Source organism: Kribbella sp. CA-293567 (assembly GCF_027627575.1).
GTDB lineage: Bacteria > Actinomycetota > Actinomycetes > Propionibacteriales > Kribbellaceae > Kribbella.
On sequence record NZ_CP114065.1, the window covers coordinates 420,750 to 438,802 of the forward strand.

Annotated in this window: 24 protein-coding genes; 17 read left to right on the top strand and 7 right to left on the bottom strand. The window is 68.1% G+C overall.

Annotation, left to right across the window (positions count from 1 at the left end):
* Positions 1-25: 25 nt before the first annotated feature.
* Entirely contained in the window at positions 26-1,243 is a 1,218-nt protein-coding gene (locus tag OX958_RS01965; RefSeq protein ID WP_270135285.1) for an NAD-dependent epimerase/dehydratase family protein, read from the top strand.
* A gap of 117 nt (positions 1,244-1,360) precedes the next feature.
* On the opposite strand, the gene OX958_RS01970 is transcribed toward OX958_RS01965, so the two are convergent.
* From OX958_RS01970 to OX958_RS01980, 3 genes are all read right to left on the bottom strand, one after another.
* On the bottom strand, positions 1,361-2,362 hold the full coding sequence (locus OX958_RS01970; protein ID WP_270135287.1) for an alanine racemase: 1,002 nt from the start codon (positions 2,360-2,362) through the stop codon (positions 1,361-1,363).
* A 4-nt stretch (positions 2,363-2,366) separates the two neighbouring features.
* Complete coding sequence (locus OX958_RS01975; RefSeq protein ID WP_270135288.1) at positions 2,367-3,497, bottom strand: lipid II:glycine glycyltransferase FemX; 1,131 nt, start codon at positions 3,495-3,497, stop codon at positions 2,367-2,369.
* 75 nt (positions 3,498-3,572) lie between these two features.
* Complete coding sequence (locus OX958_RS01980; protein ID WP_270135290.1) at positions 3,573-3,725, bottom strand: hypothetical protein; 153 nt, start codon at positions 3,723-3,725, stop codon at positions 3,573-3,575.
* A gap of 183 nt (positions 3,726-3,908) precedes the next feature.
* Between OX958_RS01980 and OX958_RS01985 the strand changes: the two genes are divergently transcribed.
* The 6 genes from OX958_RS01985 (at position 3,909) to OX958_RS02010 (ending at position 8,678) form a co-directional block, all read left to right on the top strand.
* The gene (locus tag OX958_RS01985; RefSeq protein ID WP_270135291.1) at positions 3,909-4,475 is read left to right on the top strand and encodes a TetR/AcrR family transcriptional regulator; all 567 of its coding nucleotides are present in this window, start codon (positions 3,909-3,911) and stop codon (positions 4,473-4,475) included.
* Positions 4,476-4,485: 10 nt separating this feature from the next.
* Positions 4,486-4,677 (top strand): SDR family oxidoreductase, encoded by a 192-nt coding sequence (locus tag OX958_RS01990; protein WP_270135293.1) that lies wholly within the window; start codon positions 4,486-4,488, stop codon positions 4,675-4,677.
* Positions 4,678-4,744: 67 nt separating this feature from the next.
* Entirely contained in the window at positions 4,745-5,740 is a 996-nt protein-coding gene (locus tag OX958_RS01995; protein ID WP_270135063.1) for an IS481 family transposase, read from the top strand.
* 11 nt (positions 5,741-5,751) lie between these two features.
* On the top strand, positions 5,752-6,315 hold the full coding sequence (locus OX958_RS02000) for an SDR family NAD(P)-dependent oxidoreductase (protein ID WP_270135295.1): 564 nt from the start codon (positions 5,752-5,754) through the stop codon (positions 6,313-6,315).
* Positions 6,316-6,372: 57 nt separating this feature from the next.
* Positions 6,373-7,605, top strand: coding sequence for an MFS transporter (locus OX958_RS02005; protein WP_270135296.1), 1,233 nt, complete (start codon positions 6,373-6,375; stop codon positions 7,603-7,605).
* Between the two features lie 77 nt (positions 7,606-7,682).
* The gene (locus OX958_RS02010; RefSeq protein ID WP_270135063.1) at positions 7,683-8,678 is read left to right on the top strand and encodes an IS481 family transposase; all 996 of its coding nucleotides are present in this window, start codon (positions 7,683-7,685) and stop codon (positions 8,676-8,678) included.
* Here OX958_RS02010 and OX958_RS02015 read toward each other — a convergent pair.
* A complete protein-coding gene (locus OX958_RS02015) occupies positions 8,675-9,289 on the bottom strand; it encodes an NUDIX hydrolase (protein WP_270135297.1) in 615 nt (204 codons plus the stop codon). The genes OX958_RS02010 and OX958_RS02015 overlap by 4 nt on opposite strands.
* On the opposite strand from OX958_RS02015, the gene OX958_RS02020 reads away from it, so the two are divergent.
* Positions 9,288-9,704: a hypothetical protein gene (locus OX958_RS02020; protein WP_270135298.1), complete on the top strand. Its 417-nt coding sequence runs from the start codon at positions 9,288-9,290 to the stop codon at positions 9,702-9,704. The genes OX958_RS02015 and OX958_RS02020 overlap by 2 nt on opposite strands.
* A 25-nt stretch (positions 9,705-9,729) precedes the next feature.
* On the opposite strand, the gene OX958_RS02025 is transcribed toward OX958_RS02020, so the two are convergent.
* Positions 9,730-10,533 (bottom strand): deoxyribonuclease IV, encoded by an 804-nt coding sequence (locus OX958_RS02025; protein WP_270135299.1) that lies wholly within the window; start codon positions 10,531-10,533, stop codon positions 9,730-9,732.
* Between the two features lie 106 nt (positions 10,534-10,639).
* Here OX958_RS02025 and OX958_RS02030 point away from each other — a divergent pair, with 106 nt between their 5' ends.
* The 5 genes from OX958_RS02030 to rplI all read left to right on the top strand — a co-directional run bounded on the left by OX958_RS02030 (position 10,640) and on the right by rplI (position 13,261).
* Positions 10,640-11,338 carry a DUF4241 domain-containing protein gene (locus OX958_RS02030; RefSeq protein ID WP_270135300.1) on the top strand — a complete coding sequence of 233 codons (699 nt, stop codon included), beginning with the start codon at positions 10,640-10,642 and terminating at the stop codon, positions 11,336-11,338.
* Between the two features lie 200 nt (positions 11,339-11,538).
* Complete coding sequence (gene rpsF / locus OX958_RS02035) at positions 11,539-11,829, top strand: 30S ribosomal protein S6 (protein ID WP_270135302.1); 291 nt, start codon at positions 11,539-11,541, stop codon at positions 11,827-11,829.
* A gap of 66 nt (positions 11,830-11,895) precedes the next feature.
* On the top strand, positions 11,896-12,492 hold the full coding sequence (locus OX958_RS02040; protein ID WP_270135303.1) for a single-stranded DNA-binding protein: 597 nt from the start codon (positions 11,896-11,898) through the stop codon (positions 12,490-12,492).
* A 74-nt stretch (positions 12,493-12,566) separates the two neighbouring features.
* A complete protein-coding gene (gene rpsR / locus OX958_RS02045; RefSeq protein ID WP_270135304.1) occupies positions 12,567-12,800 on the top strand; it encodes a 30S ribosomal protein S18 in 234 nt (77 codons plus the stop codon).
* Positions 12,801-12,814: 14 nt separating this feature from the next.
* Positions 12,815-13,261, top strand: a complete 447-nt coding sequence (gene rplI / locus OX958_RS02050) for a 50S ribosomal protein L9 (RefSeq protein ID WP_270135305.1) — start codon at positions 12,815-12,817, stop codon at positions 13,259-13,261.
* Positions 13,262-13,471: 210 nt separating this feature from the next.
* Here rplI and OX958_RS02055 read toward each other — a convergent pair whose 3' ends face one another.
* Positions 13,472-13,711, bottom strand: coding sequence for a hypothetical protein (locus OX958_RS02055; protein ID WP_270135307.1), 240 nt, complete (start codon positions 13,709-13,711; stop codon positions 13,472-13,474).
* Complete coding sequence (locus OX958_RS02060) at positions 13,708-15,111, bottom strand: hypothetical protein (protein ID WP_270135308.1); 1,404 nt, start codon at positions 15,109-15,111, stop codon at positions 13,708-13,710. Before OX958_RS02060 ends, OX958_RS02055 begins: the two co-directional genes overlap by 4 nt.
* Positions 15,112-15,359: 248 nt before the next feature.
* Between OX958_RS02060 and OX958_RS02065 the strand changes: the two genes are divergently transcribed.
* The 4 genes from OX958_RS02065 to OX958_RS02080 are packed head-to-tail and all read left to right on the top strand — an operon-like array spanning position 15,360 to position 18,053.
* Positions 15,360-15,995, top strand: a complete 636-nt coding sequence (locus tag OX958_RS02065; protein ID WP_270135310.1) for a DUF6668 family protein — start codon at positions 15,360-15,362, stop codon at positions 15,993-15,995.
* A 14-nt stretch (positions 15,996-16,009) separates the two neighbouring features.
* Complete coding sequence (locus OX958_RS02070) at positions 16,010-16,279, top strand: conjugal transfer protein TrbC (RefSeq protein ID WP_270135312.1); 270 nt, start codon at positions 16,010-16,012, stop codon at positions 16,277-16,279.
* Between the two features lie 44 nt (positions 16,280-16,323).
* On the top strand, positions 16,324-17,184 hold the full coding sequence (locus tag OX958_RS02075) for a hypothetical protein (protein ID WP_270135313.1): 861 nt from the start codon (positions 16,324-16,326) through the stop codon (positions 17,182-17,184).
* Positions 17,184-18,053 (top strand): hypothetical protein, encoded by an 870-nt coding sequence (locus tag OX958_RS02080; protein ID WP_270135314.1) that lies wholly within the window; start codon positions 17,184-17,186, stop codon positions 18,051-18,053. The genes OX958_RS02075 and OX958_RS02080 overlap by 1 nt, the downstream gene beginning before the upstream one ends.

Consider the following 18,053-nt stretch of genomic DNA (forward strand, 5'->3'; position numbering starts at 1 on the left):
TGTTTCCGGCGTCAGGTGGGTACACATGACAGAACAAAGCATCTTCTTCGTCCGGAAGGCGGTTGGAGCCGTGCGCGTTCTCGTCCTGGGTGGTGACGGTTACCTGGGGTGGCCGACAGCACTGCATCTGTCCGACAGCGGACACCAGACAGCGGTGCTCGACAACTTCGCCCGCCGCGGTTACGACCGCGAACTGGGGGTCGACAGTCTGGTGCCGATCGAGGATCTCCGGACCAGGGTCGCCGCCTGGCAGGAGGTGTCCGGGCAGCAGCTCACGACGTACGAGGGTGACCTGTGCGACGCCGACTTCGTCTATCGGGTGCTCGAGGAGTTCCGGCCCGAGGCGATCGTGCACTTCGCCGAGCAGCGGGCCGCGCCGTACTCGATGATCGACCGGGCGCACGCGGTCTACACGCAGCAGAACAACGTGATCGGCACGCTCAACCTGATGTACGCCATCGCCGAGCTCGATCCGGACATCCACCTGGTCAAGCTGGGCACGATGGGTGAGTACGGCACGCCCAACATCGACATCGAGGAGGGCTGGCTGGAGATCGAGCACAACGGCCGCAAGGACCGGATGCTCTATCCGAAGAAGCCGGGCTCGTTCTACCACCTGAGCAAGGTGCACGACTCGCACAACCTCGAGTTCGGCTGCCGGGTCTGGGGGCTGCGCGTCACCGACCTGAATCAGGGCGTCGTCTACGGCCAGCAGACGCCGCAGACGATCCGGGATCCGCGGTTGGCGACCCGCTTCGACTACGACGCGGTCTTCGGCACCGTGCTCAACCGCTTCGTCATCCAGGCCGTGCTCGGTGAGCCACTGACCGTCTACGGGACCGGGGGGCAGACCCGCGGTCTGCTGGACATCCGCGACACGATCGAGTGCGTCCGGCTCGCGGTCGAGAACCCGGCCGACGTCGGCGAGTTCCGCGTCTTCAACCAGATGACGGAGAGCTACTCGGTCAGCGAGATCGCCGAGAAGGTCGCCGAGTGCTTCCCTGGCCCGGTCCAGGTCGAGCACCTGGAGAACCCGCGGGTCGAGCAGCCCGAGCACTACTACAACGTCAAGCACACCGGCCTGGTCGGCCTCGGCCTGCAGCCGCACCTGCTCTCGGAGACGCTGATCGAGTCGATGTTCCCGATCGTCGCCGAGTACAAGGACCGGGTGAACCTGGACGCTCTGCTGCCGACCGTCCGCTGGCGGGGCGGTCTCAAGGCCAGGGGCGTCAGCGGGGCCTGATCTCCGGTACTGCGGCGCGGAGCCGGTCACGCCGGCCCTGGTCGGCCTGACCGGCCGGCCAGCACGATCCGCCCACCGGGTCGTGCTACCCGGCGGGCTTCGAGGATCGCCGCCGGGTCAGTCCATCGACACCTTGTCGAAGACGGTGGTGGTGTAGCGGACGTCGACGCCGACCTCGTCGCCGACAGCGGGCGGTGCCACCGCGGACGGCAGGAAGAGCATGCTTGCCTGCATGTGCGGCGGCTCGGCGAACCAGCGCTGTTTGCCCTCTATCGTGAACGGCGAGAGCGCCATCCCGGCGGCGTCCAGGCTGCCCTTGGCCATCGCGATCGCCCGCTGGCGGACGGTGGCCGCGGCGGTCGGGGCCTCCAGGCCGACGCCGTGCGCCGTACCGCCCGAGACCACCAGGATGTGACCGTCGCCGGCCACCCGGCGCTGCCGGTAGCCGACCCGCTCACCGCGACGGACCGAGTGCACGTCGAGAACCGTCGCGCGGACGCTGAACGCGCCGCGGTCACCGAGCCACAGGCCGGTGCCCATCCGGAGCTTCACGTTCTCGCCGACGTCGGCGAGCTTCTGGGCCGGAACGTGCGACACCCACAGCGGTCCGTTGCGGACCGCCCGGGCCGCGCGGCCGAGCTCCTGAGCCTCCCGGATGTTCGCGGACGTGCCGCCCGCGCCCATCGGGAAGTGCAGCGACCAGCCTTCGAACTTGATCCGGTCCAGCGCGTTCAGCAGCATCGTGTGCCGCAGTTCGCGGGCGCCGATTCCGTGCCGCCGCATCGACGTCTGGACCTCGATCAGGACCCGGCTGCCGGCCGGGATCGAGACCAGGTCGGCGAGCCGGCTGACCGTGTGGATGACGTTCTTGCCCTGCGGAATCTCCAGGAACGGGCGCCACGGCGAGAGCACCACGACGTCGTCCTTGAAGTCCGGCGGGACCTCGGTGTAGGTGCCGACCGCGACGGTCCGGGCGCCGAGCGCGCGGGACTCGGCCAGCAGCCGGGTGTTGCCCACGCCGTACCCGTTGCCCTTGGCCACCGGGACGATGTCGGGGTTCCACGTGGAACGTAGATGGTCGCGCCACCGATCGGAATCGATGTGCAGGATCAGGGGCATGTTGTCATCGCCGTCTCATGTAGAGGTCGAATGCGGTGTAGAGCGCCTTGTTCAACGGCAGATCCCACTCACCGACGTACTCGACGGCCTCGCCGCCGGTGCCGACCTTGAACTGGATCAACCCGACGTGCGGGTCGTTCGCGTCCAGGGTGTCGGTGATGCCCCGTAGGTCGTACACGGACGCACCCTCGGCGAGGGCGTCCGACATCATCCGCCATTGGATCGCGTTCGATCCACGGACGTCTCGCTTGGCGGTCGAGCTGGCACCGTAGGAGTACCAGGAGTGACCGCCGACCCGGACCCAGATCGTCGAAGCGACCAGATCGCCCTCGTGATGGGCGTTGTAGACCCGGAAGTCACAGCAGTCGGCCGGCTGGTCGGCCATCGCCTCGTACATCTTGACGAAGTACGGCAGCGGCCGCGGGGTGAAGTGATCCCGCTCGGCGGTCTCGAGGTAGAGGCCGTGGAAGGCCTTCAGGTCCTCGATCGTGCCCTGGGTGACCTCGACGCCCAGCTTGGCCGACTTCTTGATGTTGCGGCGCCACTGCTGGTTCATCCCGGTCAGCAGGTCCTCCGGCGTCTTGCCGGCCAGCGGCACCTGGAACACGAACTGCGGCTGTCCCGCTGCGAAGCCCTCGCCGGTCTTCGGCGCCTTCCAGCCCAGCGCGCGCAGTTGCGCGGACACGGTCGCGCCGGACGGCTCGATCACGTCCGGGCGGACATCGCCGAGCTTGGGCTGCTGCCCGCCGGCGATCGCGTCCTTGATCGTCTTCGCGCTCCAGCGCCGGGTCGGCACGGGCGGTCCCATCCGCAGCCCGAACGCGCCCTGCTCGGCAGTGTGCGCGGCCAGCGGGCGCAGGTAGCGGCCGAGGTCGATCGCGTCCCAGTCGATCACCGGGCCCTCGGGCAGGTAGGCGAGGTAGCGCTTGACCTTCGGCATCTGCCGGTAGAGCACCAGAGCGACGCCGACCAGATCGTTCGGAGCCGCCGGATCGAACCAGCCCAGCGACTCGGCCTTCCACTCGCTCTTCACCGCCGCCCACCCTGGGGTCTGCAGGAAGCTCGCCGAGGGCTGCGCCGCGAGATAGGCAGCGTGCTGCTCGGCGGAGATGGTCCGGATGCTCAAGTCACTCACGGTCGGTCAGGTTACCGGCCCGCGGCGCCAGACCGTAGCCGAGCCGGAAACCTGACCGGATGCTGCCTCGCCCGGCTACTGGAGCAGCAGGTCGAGCGAGAGCTCCCAGAGGCGAGTGGCGGCCTCCGGGTCGAGTGCGTGCTGGGCAACTCCGGACACTCCCGGTACGAGGGTCTGCTCGGCCTCGTTGCAGTCTTCGAAGTACCGGCCGGAGACGCCGTCGACCAACGGGGAGCCGGCCAGCAGGACCGAGGTCGCGGCCCCCTGCTCGGTCGACTTCCAGTTGGCGAGCCAGAGTTAACCGGAGGAACCTCCGGTATCCTCAGTTGATCGGAAGATCCTCCGTTTCACAACCCGCCGGTGGGGTCGGCTAGGTTCGTGGTCCACGTCCGCTGCGGCAAAGGAGGCCGGATGGGTACGCCGAACGAGCGGCCGCTGCGCGCGGATGCCCAGCGCAATCGTGACCTGCTGCTCGCGACCGCGGCCAAGGCCTTCACCGAGTGCGGCCCGGACTCGACGCTGGAGAGCATCGCCAAGAACGCCGGCGTCGGGATCGGCACGCTCTACCGGCACTTCCCGACCCGTGAGGCCCTGGTCGAAGCGGTCTACCGTAACGAGCTGGCGACCGTGTGCGCCGCGGCGCCCGAGTTGCTGGCCGCGATGCCGCCGGTGCAGGCGACCCGCGCCTGGATGGATCGCTTCGTCGACTTCATGACCCGCAAGATCGGGATGGCCGACGCGCTCCGGGCGTTGATCGCCGCCGGCGCCGACCCCTACGCCCACAGCTTCGAGTTGCTGGTCGGCGCGATCCAGCCGTTGCTGGAGGCCGCCGCAGCGGCTGATGAGATCCGCTCCGACATCGCCGCCGAAGACGTGCTGATGAGCCTGAGCGGTGTGGTGCTGGCAGCCGGCTCCGACCGCGAGCAGACCGGGCGCCTGCTCGATCTGCTGCTGGACGGTCTGCGCTACCGCGCCTGAAGGGTTGGCCATGCAGAAGGTCGCGTTGGTGACGGGCTCGACGTCCGGGATCGGTGAGGCGACGGTACGGCGGTTCGCTGCTGACGGTTTCCAGGTGGTGGTGCACTCTCGGACCAGCCGGGACGCGGGAGCTGCGCTTGCCGCTGAGCTAGGTGTGATGTCCAGGAAGGTTGTCCCGTGTTGCGGCGGTGAGTCGGTGTGACAGGTGAAGGCCTCCGGTTGTGAAGTGGAGCTGTCTAGTTCACCGCTTCACCACACCGGAGGCCTTCGTGTCCCACGTTAACGCGACTTTGACCCCCCGCACCCGGCTACGGCTCGCGCGTCTGATCGTCGATCAAGGCTGGAGCTGTGCCGCGGCGGCGAAAATGTTCATGGTCGCAGCCAAAACGGCGCGCAAATGGGCCCAGCGGTACCGCGCCGAAGGACCTGCAGGGATGGCTGACCGCAGCTCCCGCCCGCGCCGCAGCCCCTTCAAGACCCCGCCACACCTGGTACGCCGGATCGTGCGGTTGCGGTGGCGCCACCGGCTCGGCCCGGTACAAATCGCCGGCCGCCTCGGCCTGCCCGCCTCCACCGTCCATGCAGTACTGGTGCGCTGCCGAATCAACCGGCTGTCCCGGATCGACCGGGTCACCGGCGAACCCCTGCGCCGCTACGAACACGACTATCCCGGATCGCTGATCCATGTCGATGTCACCAAATTCGCCAACATTCCCGACGGCGGCGGCTGGCGCTACCTGGGCAAACAACAAGGCGACAAAAACCGTGCCGGCACCGCGCTACGGACCGGACGCACCGCCAAAGGCCACCCCAACATCGGTACCGCGTTCGTGCACACCGTCATCGACGACCACTCCCGCCTCGCCTACGCCGAAATCCACACCAACGAGAAAGCCAGCACCGCCACCGCAGTACTCCAACGCGCCGTCGCCTGGTTCACCCACCACGGCGTCACCGTCGAACGCGTCCTGTCCGACAACGGATCCTGCTACCGCTCCCACGCCTGGCACGACACCTGCACAGCACTCGCCATCACCCCGAAACGCACCCGGCCCTACCGGCCACAAACCAACGGCAAAATCGAACGCTTCCACCGCACCCTGGCCGACGGCTGGGCCTACGCCCGGCTCTACAACTCAACCAACCAACGCAACACAGCCCTACCCGGCTGGCTCCACTTCTACAATCACCACCGAGCCCACTCCGCCATCGGAGGCAAACCACCAATCAGCCGACTGACCAACCTCCCTGGACATCACAGCTAGGCGGGATCTACTTGCAGGCTGACCTGTCGCAGGAAGATCAGGCAGCGACGCTGGTCCCGGCTGTGCTGGCGGCCCACGGGCGCCTCGACGTACTGGTGAACAACGCGGGGATCAGCTGGCCGGTGCCGCATGCGGAGCTCGACGGGTTGTCGGCCCCTGACTGGCGCCGGCTGCTCGAGGTCAACCTGATCGCTCCGTGGCTGCTGTGCACGGCGGCGTTGCCCGCGCTCCGCGAGTCGCGGGGTGCCATCGTGAACGTGACCAGCCATGCCGGCGTACGGCCGAAGGGCAGTTCGATCGCGTACGCCGCCAGCAAGGCGGCGCTGAACCACGTCACCAAGCTGCTCGCCGCGGCGCTCGGGCCCGGCGTACGGGTGAATGCGGTGGCGCCCGGGCTGGTGGACACTCCGCTGACGGCCGACTGGACCGAGGCGCAGGAGCTGTGGAAAACCATCAGCCCGATGGGGCGGGCGGCTCGGCCGTCGGAGGTCGCCGACCTGATCGCCACGCTGGCCGTGCACGAGTATCTGACCGGTGAAGTGATCCTGCTCGACGGTGGGCTCAACCTGCGCTGATGACCGGGTGAGCTGGGGGTCGGCGAGTCTGTCGGTGGCGGCTCCTACGATCGGCTGATGTCGTCCGGTGTCGCTCTGAGTCAGGATTTCCGCCGGCTCTGGGCCGCCTATGCGATCAGCGCATTCGGGAGTGGCATCGGGTACGGCGCGCTGCCACTTGTCGCTCTGCTGGTGCTGGACGTGAGCACCTTCCAGGTATCGCTGCTGGCCGCGTTGTCGGCAGTGGTCGGTGCCGTGCTGGCGTTGCCGATGGGCGACTTCATCGAGCAGCGCCGCAAGCGACCGGTGATGGTCGCGGCGGACGTCGTGCGGTTCCTCGCACTGCTGAGTGTGCCGGTCGCGGCAGTGCTCGATCTGCTGACTTATCCACAGCTGTGCATAGTCGGGGTGATCCAGGCCGCCGCGCTGATCGCTTTCACCGCCGCGAGCGGCGCTCATCTCAAGGCGCTCGTTCCGGTCGCCGGGCGAGCCGAGGCGAACAGCCGGTTCGAGTCGACGGCCTGGACGGCGATGAGCGTCGGGCCGCCGATCGGTGGCGGGCTGGTCAGCCTGGTCGGCGCTCCCTTGACCCTGGTCCTAGACGCGGTGTCGTACCTGCTGTCCGCGGTCGGTGTCCGCCGCATCCGCGAGCCGGAGGCAGCGCCGGAACCCCGTCAGGGCAAGCGGGACGTGACGGCGGGCTGGCGCTACATCTGGCGCCACCAAGGGCTGCGTGCGCTGTTCTGGAACTCTCAGCTGTTCGGCGGCCCGGTGATGATGGTGTCGCCGCTGCTGCCCGTGCTGATGCTGCGCGAACTCGACATGGACCCCTGGCAATACGGCCTGGTGGCAGGCGTGCCGTGCCTGGGCGGCGTACTCGGCGCCTGGTTCGCGCCGCGTCTAACCCTGCGACTCGGGCTGCATCGAATGCTGCTGCTCTTCGGCGTACTGCGGACCCCGTGGCTGCTGTTGCTGCCCCTGGCAACCCCCGGTCTGGACGGCTTCGTGCTGCTGATCGTCGCCGAGACCTGCCTGCTGGTCGCCGCGGGAGCCTTCAACCCGTCCTTCGCGACGTACCGGATGAACGTGACCGATGACGGCTTCATGGCCAGGGTGATCACCTCGTGGTCGATCACCTCGCGCTCGGTCCAGCCCGCCTTCATGGCCGCGGGCGGCGTACTGGCGGCACTGACCAGCATCCGCACGGCGATGGTGATCGCCGGCGGTCTGTGCCTGGTGAGCGCCTTCGTGCTGCCGTGGAAGTCGGCTAGATGTGATGTCCAGGAAGGTTGTCCCGTGTTGCGGCGGTGAGTCGGTGTGACAGGTGAAGGCCTCCGGTTGTGAAGTGGAGCTGTCTAGTTCACCGCTTCACCACACCGGAGGCCTTCGTGTCCCACGTTAACGCGACTTTGACCCCCCGCACCCGGCTACGGCTCGCGCGTCTGATCGTCGATCAAGGCTGGAGCTGTGCCGCGGCGGCGAAAATGTTCATGGTCGCAGCCAAAACGGCGCGCAAATGGGCCCAGCGGTACCGCGCCGAAGGACCTGCAGGGATGGCTGACCGCAGCTCCCGCCCGCGCCGCAGCCCCTTCAAGACCCCGCCACACCTGGTACGCCGGATCGTGCGGTTGCGGTGGCGCCACCGGCTCGGCCCGGTACAAATCGCCGGCCGCCTCGGCCTGCCCGCCTCCACCGTCCATGCAGTACTGGTGCGCTGCCGAATCAACCGGCTGTCCCGGATCGACCGGGTCACCGGCGAACCCCTGCGCCGCTACGAACACGACTATCCCGGATCGCTGATCCATGTCGATGTCACCAAATTCGCCAACATTCCCGACGGCGGCGGCTGGCGCTACCTGGGCAAACAACAAGGCGACAAAAACCGTGCCGGCACCGCGCTACGGACCGGACGCACCGCCAAAGGCCACCCCAACATCGGTACCGCGTTCGTGCACACCGTCATCGACGACCACTCCCGCCTCGCCTACGCCGAAATCCACACCAACGAGAAAGCCAGCACCGCCACCGCAGTACTCCAACGCGCCGTCGCCTGGTTCACCCACCACGGCGTCACCGTCGAACGCGTCCTGTCCGACAACGGATCCTGCTACCGCTCCCACGCCTGGCACGACACCTGCACAGCACTCGCCATCACCCCGAAACGCACCCGGCCCTACCGGCCACAAACCAACGGCAAAATCGAACGCTTCCACCGCACCCTGGCCGACGGCTGGGCCTACGCCCGGCTCTACAACTCAACCAACCAACGCAACACAGCCCTACCCGGCTGGCTCCACTTCTACAATCACCACCGAGCCCACTCCGCCATCGGAGGCAAACCACCAATCAGCCGACTGACCAACCTCCCTGGACATCACAGCTAGACCAGTCCCATTGCCTGAGCCAGTCTGACCACCTCGCCCATCACGCCGTCGTTGTCGTCCATCCCGTCGAGGTACTCGATCGCCGCGTCCGGCGGCAGCACCAGCACCTCGGTGACCTGTTCACCGTCCTCCGGGTTGGTCGGCTTGCCGTCCACCACGACGTCGACGACGTAGTTCGCCCAGTACGAGACCGGATGCGGCAGATGCGGCCGGTACGGCGTGGGGCGCCGGTGATCGGCGCGGTGCGCGCCGAGCCAGGTCAGCGGACCGGCGATCCGGGCACCGGCCTCCTCCAGCACCTCGCGCTCGACCAGTCGCTCGATCGTCTCGCCCGGCTCCCTGGTCCCGCCGGGTAGGAAGCGCCAGCCCAGGTCGTTCTGGCAGACGACGATGCCGCCCTCGGTCCGGGCCACGACGTGCGCGTTGCTGATCAGCTCGTCCGGCGGCTGCTCGGTCCCGAACTGGACGTCCAGCTCGCCCCAGGGCCAGTGGGCGGGTGCGTACAGGTCGGGAAGCTGCTCGGCCCAGGTCTGCATCGGCTCATCTTGGTCCACCACCGGTCCACCGCTGTGCACCGGCGGCTTGGCGGTCTGCGATAGCGTCCGGCGCATGGCTGCTGCCGAACCGAGTCCCGAGCGCGCCGAGCGCATCACCACCCGCATTCTCTGGGGTTGTGCCGTGCTGACCGTGTTCGTGGGCGGCTTCCTCGTCGCCGATGTCGTCAAGTCGACCGCCGACTATCGGCCGCTCGCCTGGCTGGGAGTCGCCTTGGCGGCACTCGCCATGATCGCGCTGACCGCTCTGTACGTCGCCTGCGCGCTGGGCCGGGTCACCCTTGGCAAGAAAGTAGGGCCGACGAGCCTCTTCAAGCTGTCGGCCATCTGCCTGGTCGTCGCCGTCGGGGCCGACATCCTGATCCCCGGCCGGGACACCGGCGGGCTGGCGCTGCTGCTGCCGTGGGGCATCACGTACTGGCTCCACAACCTGAACCCGCCCACCGGCCGGGTCACCACCTCGGCCGAGTGACTGCCTGAGCGCTCGACCGGAGCGACTACTTCAGGTGTGACCGGAGGAAGTCGATGTCGGCCTTCTGGCCGTGATCGCCGTTGGGGGTCTCGACGACGACGGGAGCGTCGGCGGCCTTGACCACGGCGACGATCTCGGCCGGGTCGATCTCACCCTCCTCGAAGTTGCTGTGCCGGTCCGCGCCGGAGCCGAACGCGTCCCGGGAGCCGTTGGCGTGCACGAGGTCGATGCGGCCGGTGATCGCGACCACCTTCTCCACCACGGTCGGCAGGTCCTCGCCGGCGGCGTGGAAGTGGCAGGTGTCCAGGCAGAAGCCGACCCGGTCGACGTGCTCGTTGCCGGAGCTCTGCACCGCGTCCCACAGCCGGGCGATCCGCTCCAGCTTGCGAGCCATCGCGTTCTCACCGCCGGCCGTGTTCTCGATCAGCAGCGGGACCGGCAGCTCGGCGCGCTCGATGCACTTGCGCCAGTTGTCGAACCCGGCCTCCGGGTCGTCGTCCTCGCCGACGTGACCGCCGTGCACGATGACGCCCTTGGCGCCGATCTCGGCCGCCTTGTCGAGGGTCTGTTGCAGCAGCTTGCGGCTGGGGATCCGGATCCGGTTGTTCAGGGTCGCCACGTTCAGCCGGTACGGCGCGTGCACGTAGAGGTCGATGCCCTCCGCCTCCGCCCGGACCTTCAGCGCCTCGGCGCCGTCGGCGTACGCCACCTTCGGTGCTTTGTAGTCCTGCGGGTCGCCGAGGAAGAACTGGACCAGGTCGGCCCCCCGGTCGGCGGCCTCGGCCAGCGGGTCGTTCTGCTCGACGTGCGCACCCAGTCTCAAGCTCATGCCGTCACCCTATGGCCGCCCACCGACAGTCCCGCAACCCCTCGCCAGCCCGCGGAGGCACGATCCGGCGTACGACGATGTCGGCGGGCGTCCGTAGCCTTCGGGCATGCCAACAGTCGAGAACTTCCGCGCCCTGTCGCCCGGGCCCGTTTCGGTCGGCAAGGACAACTGGAGCCTGACCGTGCACGACCTCGGCGTACTGCGTGTGCCGAGCGGCCGCCTGGAGGCCAGCGACCCGTTCGTGAACCTCGGCGAAGGGATCGTCGTCGACATCCCGCCGGGTGACTATCCGGTCCGCGTGACGGTTGCCGACGTGTCGGACGAACAGGACGGCAGTCACCTGCGCGAGGCGTACCTGAGCGTCGTACTGGCCGAGGGGGAGGTGACAACCGTGACCGCGGCGGCGAGGGCCGGGGAGGTGCCGGAGGACGGCAAGTACTTCTCGGTTCCGGTGGACGCCGGGACGGTCGGTTTCGCCGATGCCGACGCGGTGGCGAGCGCGATGCCGGCGGGAGACTGGTACGAGGACGTCTACGACAACGGCAGGGACGACAGTTGGTTCGCGCTGATCGACTCCAAGGAGCACTTGATCAAGGGTTGCGCGAACGTGGTGATGCCCGCCGCCACCGCCGGCGAGAACGTCGTACTGGCTCACTCGGGCTGGGGCGACGGGTACTACCCCGTGCTGAGCACGTCGGATTCCGACGGGCGCCTGCTGGCCGTCCACATCGACCTGCTCGTGGTGGCTGAGTTCGAGGACCAGGAGGACGAGGCCGACGAGGTGGCTGGGGCGTCAGCGACCTGACCCGCCGGAACAGGCCTGTGGACAGTGGTCAATAGCAGGTCCGGGCGCTGGTATTCTGTTGGTGTGGGCCCGGTCCTTCGACCGGGCTTACTGCTTGACCCAGCTCGGCGCCGACGGCGATTGTCGGCGGCGGGCACGCATCGCCCTCCTGCCACGGAAAGACCGTGGCCGCCAAAGTCCGAAGGAGGTGGAGTTCGCGCATGCGTCGTTATGAAGTCATGGTGATTCTCGACCCTGAGCTCGAAGAGCGCACCGTTGAGCCGTCGCTCGACACGTACCTGAACATCGTCCGCAAGGAAGGTGGAACGGTAGAGAAGGTCGACATCTGGGGCCGTCGCAAGCTGGCCTACGACGTCAAGAAGAAGGCCGAAGGCATCTACGCCATCATCGACCTGACCGCCACGCCGGCGGTGGTGAAGGAGCTCGACCGTCAGCTCTCGCTGAACGAGTCGATCCTGCGCACCAAGGTCATCCGTCCGGACCAGAAGTAACCCTGGGGCGTCAGGTGGTCTGGCGTCTTCACACCACCCATCGTCCGTAGTACAGGAGGAGCTGACATGGCCGGCGAGCCACCCATCACTCTCATCGGGAACCTGACCGGGGATCCGGAGCTCCGCTTCACGCCGTCAGGCGCCGCGGTCGCGAACTTCACGATCGCCTGTACTCCGCGCAACCTGGACCGGCAGAGCAACGAATGGAAGGACGGGGAAACCCTCTTCATTCAGTGCGCTGTCTGGCGACAGGTCGCCGAGAACGTCGCCGAGTCGCTGACCCGTGGTTCCCGCATCGTCGTTCATGGCCGGCTGAAGGCACGAAGCTATGACGATCGTGACGGCAACAAGCGCACGGTCTTCGAGTGCGATGTCGAGGAAATCGGCGCCAGCATGAAGTACGCGACCCTGAAGATCACCAAGACGTCCCGCTCTGACGGCGGTGGCGGTGGCGGTGGTGGCTTCGGTGGTGGTGGCGGCAACCAGGGCGGCGGCAACCAAGGGGGCGGCTTCGGCGGCAACCAAGGTGGCGGCGCCCCGCAGAACGACCCCTGGGCGACTCCCGCGGGTGGCGGCGGCGGTGGCGGTCAGTCCGCTCCGGCCAACGACCCGTGGGCCGGCCAGGGTGGCGGCGGTGGCTCGATGGAAGAGCCCCCGTTCTGATCGAGCAGGACAGTTTCGACCGAATGACCATTCCGGCAGTCGCCGGGCTCTAGTAGTAGGAAGAGAGCACCACAATGGCCAAGATCATTCGGAAGCCGAAGAAGAAGGTCTGCGGCTTCTGCAAGGACAAGGCAACGTACGTCGATTACAAGGACACCGGCTTGCTGCGCAAGTTCATCTCCGACCGCGGCAAGATCCGCGCGCGTCGGGTGACGGGCAACTGCGTCCAGCACCAGCGCGATGTCGCCATTGCCATCAAGAACGCTCGCGAGGTGGCTTTGCTGCCTTACACGAGCACCGCTCGTTGAGGGAGGTCTGAGACATGAAGCTCATCCTGGCGCAGGAGGTCGAGGGCCTCGGAGCCCCCGGCGAGATCGTCGAGGTCAAGGACGGCTACGGCCGTAACTACCTCGTTCCGCGTGGCCTGGCCATCGGCTGGACCCGTGGCGCGGAGAAGCAGATCCAGTCGATCAAGCGGGCGCGTGACGCCCGGGCGATCCAGGGCAAGGAGCACGCGAGCGAGGTCAAGAACCAGCTCGAGCAGCTCGGCGTCCAGCTGGACGTGAAGGCCGGCGAGACCGGTCGCCTGTTCGGCTCGGTCACCCCGGCGGACATCGCCGGCGCGATCAAGTCCGCGGGTGGACCGCTGATCGAGAAGCGGGCGATCACCATCGGCTCGCCGATCAAGACCACCGGCAAGCACGCCGTCTCGGTGCAGCTGCACCCTGACGTCGCCGCGACCGTCCGGCTCGAGGTCGTCGCAGTCTGAGGCAACGCCTCACCCAGCACCACGAAGGCCCGCTCGCCCCTCGGGGAGAGCGGGCCTTCGCTGTGTCAGCCAGAGCAACCTGGCGTTCAGCTGTCGCTGTTTCACGGCAAGCCGGCGTTCAGCTGTCGTTGTGTCGCGGCTCGGCGGCGCGCTTCCTTTGCCGTTCCCAGAGACTCGCAGCCCCGCCACGCGCCTGAACGGTGATGCGGATCAGAGCGGCTCGGGGGCCGGCCAGGTAGGGGCCTTGGGGTCGGCGGCCGAGTCGGGACCCGGCTCGGCGACGTCCGGCCAGGTGACGGGTTTGGGGTCGTCCGCTGTGCCCCCGGTGGTGCCGAAGTTCTGGATCGTCGGCCACTTCGGTGGCACCGGGTCGTCGGCGGCGGACGCCGTGACTCCCGGCAGGAGCAGCAGCGCGGTACCGACGACGCCGGTCAGCAGACGCTTCCTCACTTTTTGTCCAGCGCGTAGAGGGTTCCGTCGTAGACGACGATGGCGCGCGTGCCGGCCACACCCCACGGCCGGGCCGTTCCGGGCTGCAGTTGGCGGAACTTGCCGCCCGGCGTACCGGCGACCAGAGTGCTCAGAGCCTGGCCGTAGATCGTCAGGCCGGTGATCGACTGCGGCTGGAAGTCCTTGTACGCCGAGGTTTTGTTGGTGGTGAAGTTGATCAGGCACTCACCCCAGGCGGCCACCTTGCCGGCCTGGTCCGGCAGCCATTGCCAGCCGGCCGCCTTGTTCGGGGCCGAGGTCGGGCAGGTCGCCACCGCGGCGCCCGAGGTGCTGTCGTGGACGACCGGGATCACCTTGTCGGCGACCGGCGTGTTCCAGATGACCAGCGCCCGGCCGGGGCTGGCGGCAACGATGTGGTTGATTCCCGTCGCGCCCTTCGGCTTGGCGGGCTGCACGGTGACCGTCTCCTTGCCAGGCTGGTCCCAGTACAACGGTCCGCGGTACCGCGCCGACAAGCCCTTGTCGCCCTCGGCAAGCAGGAGGGTAGCGAGCCGTTCCGGTGCAGGCAGTGCCTTGAGCTCACCACCGGAGACGACGCTCGCGCCGCCCTCGCTGCCCAGCACCACCAGGGGAGAGGCGCCGAAGAACTGCACGCTGGCGGAGTTCGGCAGCTCGAGCTCGACCGCCTCGGCGCCGTCACCGGCCCAGTAGTACAAGGACTCCGGCGCGACCACGGCCACCACCGGCTTGCCGTCGATCGTCGTGTACACAGGGCTTTCGGCGCCGCGCGGGACCTTGTCCTGCCAGAGCACCTTGCCGGTGTCGTCGAAGACGGCGATCTTCTCGTCCTGGGTGATGATCGCGACCTCGCGGCCGGTGGGGGAGACGGCGGGCTTGGTGTCGGGATCGAGATCCACGGTCCAGCTCGCGGTGGCCGTCCAGCCGGGCGGTACCGGCCGGGCGGAGAACTGGTCCGGTCCGACACTCGGGCCGGGCAGCTCCGGCAGCTTCGGCGAGACGGTCGGCTGGGTGACGTTGTCGCTCGGCTTCCGGAGGACGACCAGCCAGAGGACCGTACCGGCGATCAGCAGCCCGGCGAGCACGGTCGCCACGATGATCGGCCAGATCGGTTTCTTGCTCTTGACATCGACATCGACCGACTCCACCCGGCCGTCCGGGTGGATGATCAGCGGCCAGGAGGCGCCGTCGGACTCGACCGCGGTCGCCTTCACCGGGCGGCCGAGCTGGGCCGCCCGCTCGCTGACGAGCTGGATCGCCGCCTGCCGGGGGTCGTGGTGGTTGACCGGGTGACTCCGGCCGGCGATCTTGACCTCGGCGTTGTGGTCGTCGTACAGCCGGATCGTCACCTTCGGCCAGGACGGGATGCCCTTGTCAGCCATGGTGACCTCTCATTCCAGCCACAAAACTCCCTCGGTAGTCCGTCGGTGTCTACGCCGTTCTAGCATGGCGTCCGCCCGTAACTCATGCTTCCGCCCGATGGCATGTCAGCACGCGAGCCGGCCAGGCTCGTCTGACCCCGACAAGGGGGTAGAAACATCCTCGCCTGTGGATGGGTCACGCCAGTACACCCGGATAGCGAGAGAATACTGTGGGCGACAGCCCGTGACACGCCGCGAAAGGAGGGGCCATGACGCAGCCGCCGCAGAACCCGTGGACTCGGCAACAACAGCCGGAGCCCGGTCCGCAGCAGCCGCACCAGGGTCCCCCGCAGCCTGCGGACCTGACTCCCCGCGGGCCGGCGACGCCGCAGCACGGCGTACCGGCTCCGGCGGAGGATCAGCGGCTGCCCAAGTTCGCCATCCCCGCCGCCGACACCCTCTGGTGGGTCGGGGTGCACGGTGGAGCCGGCGAGACGACGATGTCACAGTTACTGCCCGGCACGCGGGCCTCCGGCCATCGCTGGCCGATCCCGCCGCCGCCGGTGCCGACCCCGGTGGTGCTGGTCGCCCGCACCCACGGGTCAGGGCTGCGGGCCGCTCAGCGCGCCGCGATCGAGTGGGCCTCCGGTGTGGTTCAGGGCGTGGCGGTGCTCGGCCTGGTGCTGATCGCCGACGCGCCCGGCCGGCTGCCCAGGGTTCTGGACGACTTCGCCGACATCGTCGGTGGCGGCGTCCCCAGGGTCTGGGACATTCCCTGGATCGAGGAGTGGCGAAGGGGGGAAGATCCCACCCCTGACAACACCCCGGACGAGGTTTTCGAAGTCCTTGAATCCATTTACGCTCTTCGCGCGTCGAACCCAGCGGGATACCCCGCCCCTTACTGAAAGGCACCACCGCAATGATGATGTTGGCTCACTTGATTCCTGACCTGATCATGGGCAACGGAGGCGAGGCGCCTCCCGGCTCGGACAAGCTGCTCAAGGTCGTCGACTGGGTGCGCTGGATCGCCTTCACCGTCTGCATTCTCGGCATCCTGATCGCCGGCGCGATGATGGCCGTCGGCCAGCGTCGTGGTGAGGGTGGCGAGCACGCCGCCCGCCTGGGCTGGGTGCTGGCCGCCTGCATCGTGATCGCCTCGGCGACGCTGCTGGTCGGGGCGTTGCAGTGACGCTGTTCCACCAGCCGCGCCCGGTCGCCGGAGGCTGATCGGGCGTGGGACTGTTCAGCAGGGACTCCGGCTCCGATTCCGGAGACGGCAGCACCGACGGCGGCGGATCCTTCTGGATGGACCGCGGATTCGTCGCGTCGGTGATCGTCGTCGGTGCAGTGCTCGTGTGCCTCCTGGTCTGGTTCTTCGCCCGGGGGAACACCACCCCGGACAGCCGGCCCTCGACTCCGACCAACAGCACCGCTCCCACCGAGCAGCCCACCATCGAGCCGACCGGCCCGGCGGCGACCCCGCCGAGCGAGGAGCCGACGAACCCGTCGGCCACCCAGCCGACCGCGCGCCCCACCCCGGGCGTCGGCGGGTGCAAGAGCACGCCCGGCAATCTGCGGATTCCCCGAACCACACCGACCGCGGTGACGTGGGAGTTCGAGGCGGACATGTTGATCCCGACGCAGCAGGAAGGTGGGCCGGCCGTCATGGACAGTGCCGGAGTCCGCTCCTGCTTCGCCCACTCACCGACCGGCGCCGTACTGGCCGCCCTGGTGACGCTGGGCCAGATCCGCAATCCAGACCTCACGATGCCGGTACTGCGCCAGCGGTTCGTCCAGAACGCGGGACTCAAGGTCGCGCTGGCCGAGGGCAAGGCGACCCCACCGACCCAGGGACCGACCCAGTCGGTGGCCCAGTTCACCGCCTTCAAGGTGGTCGACTACCTGCCACAGCGCGCGATCATCCAGGTCGCCGTCCGGACCGAGGACACCAAGGTGGGGGCGATCCCGGTGACGATGGTCTGGTCCAAGGGTGACTGGAGGGCCTCGCTGCAGACCGACGGCAGCTTCAACGGCGCGGTCGAGCCCGACCTGCTCCAGTCGCTGACCGGCTACGTCCGGTTCGGGGGCGCGTGATGATCCCGAAGATCAACTGCCTGTGGCCACCCAACTGGGGGGAGTGCCTCGACAAGTACCTCGGCGAGGCGGTCACTTCGGCGATCGGCGGATTCTTCTCGCTGATCTTCGACGCCATCAAGGCGATGGTGATCGCGGCCGTCGAAGCCGTCATCAAGGCGGTCGGCTTCCTCTGGATCGAGATCGACTCCCCGAACGTCCAGGACCACCGGACGATCACCTTCGTGCACGACCACACGCAGTACATCCTGGTGGTGGCCGCGTCGATCGCGGTGATCGCCGGCGGCATGAAGATGGCCATCTCGCAGCGCGGCGAACCACTGCGCGACATCATGAAGAGCCTGATCACGATGGCGATGGTCTCGGCCGGCCTGACCGGCTTCATCGCGCTGCTGATCCAGGCCTCGGACCAGTTCTCCGCCTGGATCCTGGACCGCGCCCTCGGCGCCGACGACAACGCCTTCGCCAAGAAGCTGGTCGAGAAGGTCACCGACCCGCTGAAGGACGGCGGGGTCGGGCTGGCGCTGGTGATCCTGGTCGGCATCCTGATGGTGATCACCGCGCTGATCCAGCTGGCCCTGATGATCATCCGCTACGCGATGCTGATCCTGCTGGTCGGCGTCCTGCCGCTGACCGCCTCGGCCACCAACACCGAGATGGGCGCGATGTGGTTCAAGCGGGCGATCGCCTGGCTGGTCGCGTTCGTGATCTACAAACCGGTGGCGGCGTTGATCTACGCCACCGCGATCAAGCTGATGTCGTCGCCCACCGACGCCACCTTCAAGGTCATCACCGGCGTGACGATGATGGTGATGGGGGTCGTCGCCCTGCCGGCGCTGCTGCGCTTCGTCTCCCCGAAGGCGGCTTGA